The following is a 7,255-nucleotide window of genomic DNA, read 5'->3' as shown; positions in this document are numbered from 1 at the left end:
CCGCCTCCTCCATCGGCCCGGCCGACATCGTCCGCGAACTGCTCTCCCGGCTCCCGCTGGGGGTGGCGTCCCCGCTCGGCGACCGCCAGGTCGCGGTCCTGGTCGAGCTCCGGCTGCCCCGCGTGGTGCTCGGCGCGGTCGTCGGGGCCCTGCTCGCCGTCGCGGGCGCCGCCTACCAGGGCGTCTTCCGCAACCCCCTGGCCGACCCGTACCTGCTGGGCGCCGCCGGCGGCGCCGGGCTGGGCGCCACCCTGGTGATCGCCTACGGGGACCAGCTCTTCGACGCCCCCCGCTCCCTCGTCCCCGTCGCCGCCTTCATCGGGGCCCTGGCGGGGGTCGCCGCCGCCTATTCGCTGGGCTCGGCGGCGGGCCGGGGCGGCACGGCGGCGCTGGTCCTGGCGGGGGTCGCGGTGTCGTCGTTCCTCTCGGCGGCGCAGACCCTCGTCCAGGCGACGCGGACCGAGGAGCTCCAGCGCATCTACTCCTGGGTGCTCGGCGGCCTGGGGCGCGGCGGGTGGGACGACGTGTGGTCCATCGCCCCCTACGCGGCGGTGAGCGTGCTGGCCCTGCTGGCCTGCGGGTACCTCCTGGACCTGCTCGCGCTGGGCGACGAGAAGGCGCAGAGCCTCGGGCTCAACGCGACGGCCGTGCGGCTCGTCGTGATCGCCGCGGCGTCACTGGCGACCGCGGCGGCGGTGTCGGTCAGCGGGCTCATCGGGTTCGTGGGCATCGTGGTGCCGCACATCGTGCGACGCCTCGTGGGCAGCGGGTACCGGCTCATCCTGCCGATGTCGCTCGTCACGGGAGCGGCGTTCCTGGTCCTCGTGGACGCCCTGGCGCGCACCGCGATCGCCCCCGCGGAGCTTCCGCTGGGGGTGGTGACCGCGTTCCTGGGCGCCCCGTTCTTCCTCATGATCCTGCGCGCCACCCGCCACCGGGCGGCGTGACCGCGGCTGGGGCGTGACCTCACGACAACACTTCTTCTGCGAGACTGGATCGCGTTATGGACTACACGATCTTCGGCGTTGCCGTCTTCATCGTCGCCCTCCTGGTGTTCGGCGGCGTCTTCCTGATCCGACCCCGCAAGCCCGAATCCCGCGATGAGTCCGCCGCGGCGCCGTCCTCCGGCGCACCGGCCGCGACCGCCGTCGCCGAGCCGGAGGAGCGCGAACCCCGCAGCGGGGAGCCCGCCGGGACCGCCACCGCGGTCGCCGAACCGCCCCCGGCGCCGGAGATCGAGATCCCGCCGCCCTCGGCCGGGCGGCTGGTCCGGCTGCGCGCCCGGCTGGCGCGCTCGCAGAACGTGTTCGGGCAGAGCCTGCTGGGGCTGCTGTCGTCCGACCGGCTCGACGACGAGGCGTGGGACGAGATCGAGGACACCCTGATCACCGCCGACGTCGGGGTCACCTCGGCCGCGCAGATCGTCGCCGGCCTGCGCACGCGGGTCAAGGTCCTGGGCACCCGCACCCCCGAAGAGGTGCGCGGCCTCCTGCGCGAGGAGCTGCTGACCCAGATCGACCCCGCACTCGACCGCACGGTGGCCACCGGGCCCTTCCCCGGGCGCCCGGCCGTGGTCATGGTCGTCGGCGTCAACGGCACCGGCAAGACCACCACCACCGGCAAGCTCGCCCGGGTGCTGGTGGGCGACGGCCGCAGCGTCGTGCTCGGCGCGGCCGACACCTTCCGCGCCGCGGCCGCCGACCAGCTCGAGACGTGGGGCTCCCGTGTCGGGGCGCCCGTCGTCCGCCGCGACGAGGGCGCCGACCCCGCCAGCGTCGCCTTCGACGCCGTGGCCCGCGGGGTCGAGGAGAAGGCCGACACCGTCATCGTCGACACCGCCGGGCGGCTGCACACCAAGACCGGGCTCATGGACGAGCTCGGCAAAGTCAAGCGCGTCGTGGAGAAGAAGTCGCAGGTCGACGAGGTGCTCCTGGTGCTCGACGCCACCACCGGGCAGAACGGCCTGCGCCAGGCGCGGGTGTTCGCCGAAGTCGTCAACGTCACCGGCATCGTCCTCACCAAGCTCGACGGCACCGCCAAGGGCGGCATCATCATCCAGGTCCAGCGCGAGCTGGGGGTCCCGGTCAAGCTCGTGGGCCTGGGCGAGGGCCCCGACGACCTCGCCCCCTTCGACGCCGAGACGTTCGTCGACGCGATCCTCGGCGAGGGCTGACCCGGCCCCGCACTGCCGTAGCACCGCGGCCCCTTCCCGAATGGGGAGGGGCCGCGTCGTGTGCGGGGGAGGGGGAGGAGGCGCCGGTGGCCGGAACCGGTCGCCGCGAGCAAGGGAGACAGGCCGCGCGGATTCCGGGCGCGCCGCGATGCCCCATTTCGGTCCCGTGTCACCCCCGCGACACCATCCGCGACCCGTCTGACCAGTTGATTCACCGTGTTGTAACACCCCAGGTCATCTCTTTACGCCGGGGCAACATCGGGGGCTCGGCCGGGAAACACGCCGGTACGAGGCTGGCGCCCGTGGTGATCTTCACCGGGCCCGACGGCGTGCCCGCTGACCCTACTTCGACGGCTACTTAATCCCCCAGCCCGACTCTGGAGGCGGCATGGACAGCGGAAACACTGCGTGGGTGCTCATATGCGCCGCGCTGGTGATGTTGATGACACCCGGCTTGGCGTTCTTCTACGGCGGCATGTCGCGTGCGAAGAGCGTGCTGAACATGATGCTGATGAGCTTCAGCAGCATCGCGATCGTCAGCGTCCTCTGGGTGGTCTGCGGATACTCCCTCACCTTCGGTGAAGGCTACGGGCCGCTCGCTCCGCTGGTGGGCGACTTCAGCAGTGCCGGGCTCAGCGGCCTGATCGGCACCGGCGAGGACATCCCCGACCTGGCCTTCGCCGGGTTCCAGATGATGTTCGCCGTCATCACCGTCGCGCTCATCAGCGGCGCGGTCGCCGACCGCGCGAAGTTCGGCGCGTGGCTGCTCTTCGTGCCGTTCTGGGCGCTGCTGGTGTACTTCCCCGTCGCCCACTGGGTGTGGAGCGGCACCGGCTGGATCTTCAACCTCGGCGTCATCGACTTCGCCGGCGGTACCGCGGTGCACATCAACGCGGGTGTCGCCGCCCTCGCGCTGACCCTGGTGCTCGGCCGCCGCAAGGGCTTCGGCTCGGAGTCCATGCGCCCGCACAACCTTCCGTTCGTGCTGCTGGGTGCCGCGCTGCTCTGGTTCGGCTGGTTCGGCTTCAACGCCGGCTCCGGCCTGGCCGCCGACGGCACCGCCGCCCTGGCGCTGGTCAACACCCAGGTCGCCACCGCCGCCGCCACCGGCGCCTGGATGCTGGTCGAGCGGATCCGCTACGGCAAGGTCACCGCGCTGGGCTTCGCCTCGGGCGCCATCGCCGGCCTGGTCGCCATCACCCCGGCCGCGGCGTCGCTGACCCCGATCGGCTCGATCGTCCTCGGCCTCATCGCGGGCGGCGTCTGCGCCTACGCGATCAGCTGGAAGTTCAAGTTCAAGTACGACGACGCGCTCGACGTGGTCGGCATCCACATGGTCGGCGGCATCATCGGCTCCCTGGCCATCGGCCTCCTGGCGGCCTCGACCGCCGCCTCGGTCAGCGAGGACAACGGCCTGTTCTACGGCGGGGGCGTCGGCCTCCTCGGCCTCCAGGCCCTGGCCGTGGTCGCCGTCCTGGTGTACTCCTTCGTGGCCACCTGGATCATCGCCAAGGTCATCGACCTGATCATCGGCTTCCGGATCCCGGAGCACGTCGAGACCAACGGACTCGACCACGAGCTCCACTCCGAGACCGCGTACGCCTTCGACGAGCTGGACGAGCTGGAGACCGGAGAGCTCTCCTCGCCGACGCCTCCGGGCGAGGAGAAGACCTCGCAGCAGGTCGGGTCCTAGCGTCCCCAGCGTTGAGGGTGCGAGCCCGGCCGCATATGCGGTGAGGTCGCAGTACGCCGGACCGGTGAGGAGATCCTCCTCACCGGTCCAGGTGTTTTCCGGGGGCCTGTGGCCGGGAAAGCCTGAGCCCTCTGGGGAGAAGCGCAGGTGAGCATCCCGAGAGCTGAGCGGGAAACACTGCTTTGACCGGGTGTGTGGAGGCGTTGGGTACGCTGTCCGCAACGGAGGGGCCGCACACGAGTGCGACGGGGGCTTTTCCGCCGCCCGGCCGGTTACGACGGCCATGGGCGCCCAGGGCCCCGACCTCGCACGGGTGCGTTCGATCCGAATCCCGCTCAGCCCGTCCATTACCGTGAACCCCTCGGCAAGGGGCCAGGAGGCATGATGTCGCCGGACCTACCCAGCAGACGCCGACCCAGCGGACCGGTCAGGTTCGCTGCGGCCACGGCCGTCCTCGCGCTCGGCGCGGCCGGATGCTCGATCGACCTGAGCAGCTGGCGACCGGGCGGCGGAGGCGAGGAGCCGGCGCCCTCGCCGACCCCGGTCGAGGCCGGCCCGCTGCTGGACGCCGCCCTCGAATCCCTGGCCGCCGCCCCCGCGATCGCGGTGCAGGGGCAGATCGCCGAAGCCGAGGACCAGGTCGTCAAGGAGACCGCGCTGACGGTCACCGACGCCGGCGCCACCTACGGCACCGTCCAGGAGAGCGAGAACGAGGCCGAGGTCGTCCAGGCCGACGGCCGGCTCTTCGTCAACGCGCCCGACGAGTACTGGCTCGACCAGGACGTCGCCAACCCCGACACCGACCAGTACGCCGGCGCGTGGGTGCGGGTCTCGGGCGCCCAGCTGGGCATCAACCCCGGCGCGGTGCTCACCCCCGCCACTCTCGCCGAGATCCTGCGGGGTCTGGCGCCCGAGGGCGGCGAGGCCACCCTGGAGAACCTCGACGGCACCTCCGCCTACCGGATCGACCTGGGCGGCGGCGAGGAGAACCGCGTCTGGATCGGCGAGGACAGCGGTGAGCTGATGCGGATGGAGATCGAGCAGCTCGCCCCCGAGGACGCCGACTCCGGCCCGCGCACCCGGCTCAACTTCACCGCGCCCGAGGCCGCCGACATCGAGACCGTCTACGACGACATCCTCGCGGCCGCCGAGGACGGCCTGGGCTCCTCGCGCGATGCCCGCCTCCCCGTGAACTGGGAGGGGCAGCTCGCCCTGGAGTGCGCCGACGGCGGGGCGTGCACGGTCACCGGGCAGGCCACCGACGACTCCGGCGCCGGCGGCGACACCACCGTCATCATCCGGATGGACGCCGAGCTGACCAACGAAGAGCTCGGCTCGCAGGAGTGCAGCGACTCCACATCGATCCAGGCCGGCGGGACCGCCGAGCTCACGTGCAGCGTCGACTTCGAGCTGGCGCCCAGCACGGAGCCGCAGGAGTACGAGATCTCCGGCGACGCCCTGCTGTCCACCCGCGGCCTCAGCGGCGACGCCCGCGACGAACTCGTCGCCACGGTGGGCGAGCAGCGCGAAGCCACCCTGTCGCCCGAGGAGGGCACCGGTTCGGCCGAGCCTTCCGCCGACCCCTCCGCGGAGCCCAGCGCATCGGGGAACTAGCCGAGTGGGCGGCCCTGCCGGGCGGCCCCGTGAAGGGCGCGCGACCGCCGGGGCGCACGACGGCGCCCCGGCGGGTAACCTAGGTAACAGAACCCTGCGACGAAGGAACTGGCCACACTCGTGTTCGAGACGCTTTCCGACCGGCTGACATCGGTCTTCTCCTCACTGCGCGGCAAGGGGCGGCTGTCCGACGAGGACATCGACGCGACCGCGCGGGAGATCCGTCTCGCGCTGCTCGAGGCCGATGTCGCCCTCCCCGTCGTCCGCGCGTTCGTCGGCCAGATCAAGGAGCGCGCCCGCGGCGAAGAGGTCTCCAAGGCCCTGAACCCGGCGCAGCAGGTCATCAAGATCGTCAACGAGGAACTGATCGCGATCCTCGGCGGCGAGACCCGGGAGATCCGGTTCGCCAAGAACCCGCCGACCGTGATCATGCTCGCGGGCCTCCAAGGCGCCGGTAAGACCACGCTGGCGGGCAAGCTCGCCCGCTGGCTGGCCGCCCAGCGCAACACCCCGCTGCTCGTCGCGGCCGACCTCCAGCGCCCTAACGCCGTCACCCAGCTCCAGGTGGTGGGCGAGCGCGCGAGCGTCCCCGTCTTCGCCCCGCAGCCGGGCAACGGAGTGGGCGACCCGGTCGAGGTCGCCCGCACCTCCATCGAGCACGCGCGGCGCAACAACCACAACATCGTCATCATCGACACCGCCGGCCGGCTGGGCATCGACTCCGAGATGATGCAGCAGGCCGCCGACATCCGCGACGCCGTCACCCCCGACGAGATCCTGTTCGTCGTCGACGCCATGATCGGCCAGGACGCCGTCAACACGGCGCAGTCCTTCCTCGACGGCGTGGGCTACGACGCCGTCGCGCTGACCAAGCTCGACGGCGACGCCCGCGGCGGTGCGGCGCTGTCCATCCGGCACCTGACCGGCCGGCCGATCATGTTCGCGTCCACGGGCGAGAAGCTCGAGGACTTCGACCTCTTCCACCCCGACCGGATGGCGTCGCGCATCCTCGACATGGGCGACGTCCTGACGCTCATCGAGCAGGCGCAGCGCACGTTCGAGGAGTCCGAAGTCGAGAAGATGGCCAGCACGCTGGCCTCCGACGAGGACTTCACGCTCGACGACTTCCTCCAGCAGATGGCGATGGTCCGCAAGCTCGGGCCGATCAGCAACCTGCTCGGGATGATGCCCGGCATGGGCCAGATGCGCGAGCAGATCAGCAACGTCGACGACAAGGACCTCGACCGCATCGCGGCGATCATCCAGTCGATGACACCGGGCGAGCGGGCTAACCCCAAGGTCATCAACGGCTCGCGCCGGCTGCGCATCGCCAACGGCTCCGGCACCCAGGTCAGCGACGTCAACGGCCTGGTCACGCGGTTCTTCGAGGCGCAGAAGATGATGCGCCAGATGAAGAACGGCGGGATGCCGGGCATGCCCGGGATGCCGGGGATGCCGGGCGTGGGCGGCGGCCGCAAGAAGGGCAAGGCCCAGGCCAAGAAGCTCAAGAAGGGCAAGCAGCGCAGCGGCAACCCGCTCAAGGCCAAGCAGCAGGAGGCCGAGCGCGCCGCCGAGCGGCAGCGCCGCAAGGACGACCCCGGCACGCAGCAGCAGCCCCCGCAGCTTCCCCCGGGCCTCGGCGGTGGCGGCGCACAGCAGCTCCCGCCCGGCCTTGGCGGCGGCGGCAACATCCCCGACCTTTCGGGCTTCAAGCTGCCCAAGAAGTGAGGCCGGCGCGCCCGCGCACGGCGTGGGGCGCACGCCGCACGCCCCGG

General features: G+C 71.8%; 5 protein-coding genes. All 5 read left to right on the top strand.

Going from position 1 to position 7,255, the window contains the following annotated elements:
* A partial coding sequence (locus ACFOVU_RS26885) for a FecCD family ABC transporter permease (RefSeq protein ID WP_378538046.1) occupies window positions 1-947 on the top strand: 947 nt, incomplete at its 5' end.
* Window positions 948-1,003: 56 nt separating this feature from the next.
* Window positions 1,004-2,173, top strand: coding sequence for a signal recognition particle-docking protein FtsY (ftsY, locus tag ACFOVU_RS26880; protein WP_378538045.1), 1,170 nt, complete (start codon window positions 1,004-1,006; stop codon window positions 2,171-2,173).
* Between the two features lie 388 nt (window positions 2,174-2,561).
* A complete protein-coding gene (locus tag ACFOVU_RS26875) occupies window positions 2,562-3,866 on the top strand; it encodes an ammonium transporter (protein WP_378538043.1) in 1,305 nt (434 codons plus the stop codon).
* 384 nt (window positions 3,867-4,250) lie between these two features.
* On the top strand, window positions 4,251-5,480 hold the full coding sequence (locus tag ACFOVU_RS26870) for a hypothetical protein (RefSeq protein WP_378538042.1): 1,230 nt from the start codon (window positions 4,251-4,253) through the stop codon (window positions 5,478-5,480).
* Window positions 5,481-5,600: 120 nt separating this feature from the next.
* Window positions 5,601-7,208 carry a signal recognition particle protein gene (gene ffh / locus ACFOVU_RS26865; RefSeq protein ID WP_378538040.1) on the top strand — a complete coding sequence of 536 codons (1,608 nt, stop codon included), beginning with the start codon at window positions 5,601-5,603 and terminating at the stop codon, window positions 7,206-7,208.
* The last annotated feature ends 47 nt before the right edge of the window (window positions 7,209-7,255 follow it).

The organism is Nocardiopsis sediminis, from assembly GCF_042650565.1.
In the GTDB taxonomy this organism is placed as follows: domain Bacteria; phylum Actinomycetota; class Actinomycetes; order Streptosporangiales; family Streptosporangiaceae; genus Nocardiopsis_B; species Nocardiopsis_B sediminis.
This window is presented reverse-complemented; position numbering and strand designations above follow the sequence as displayed.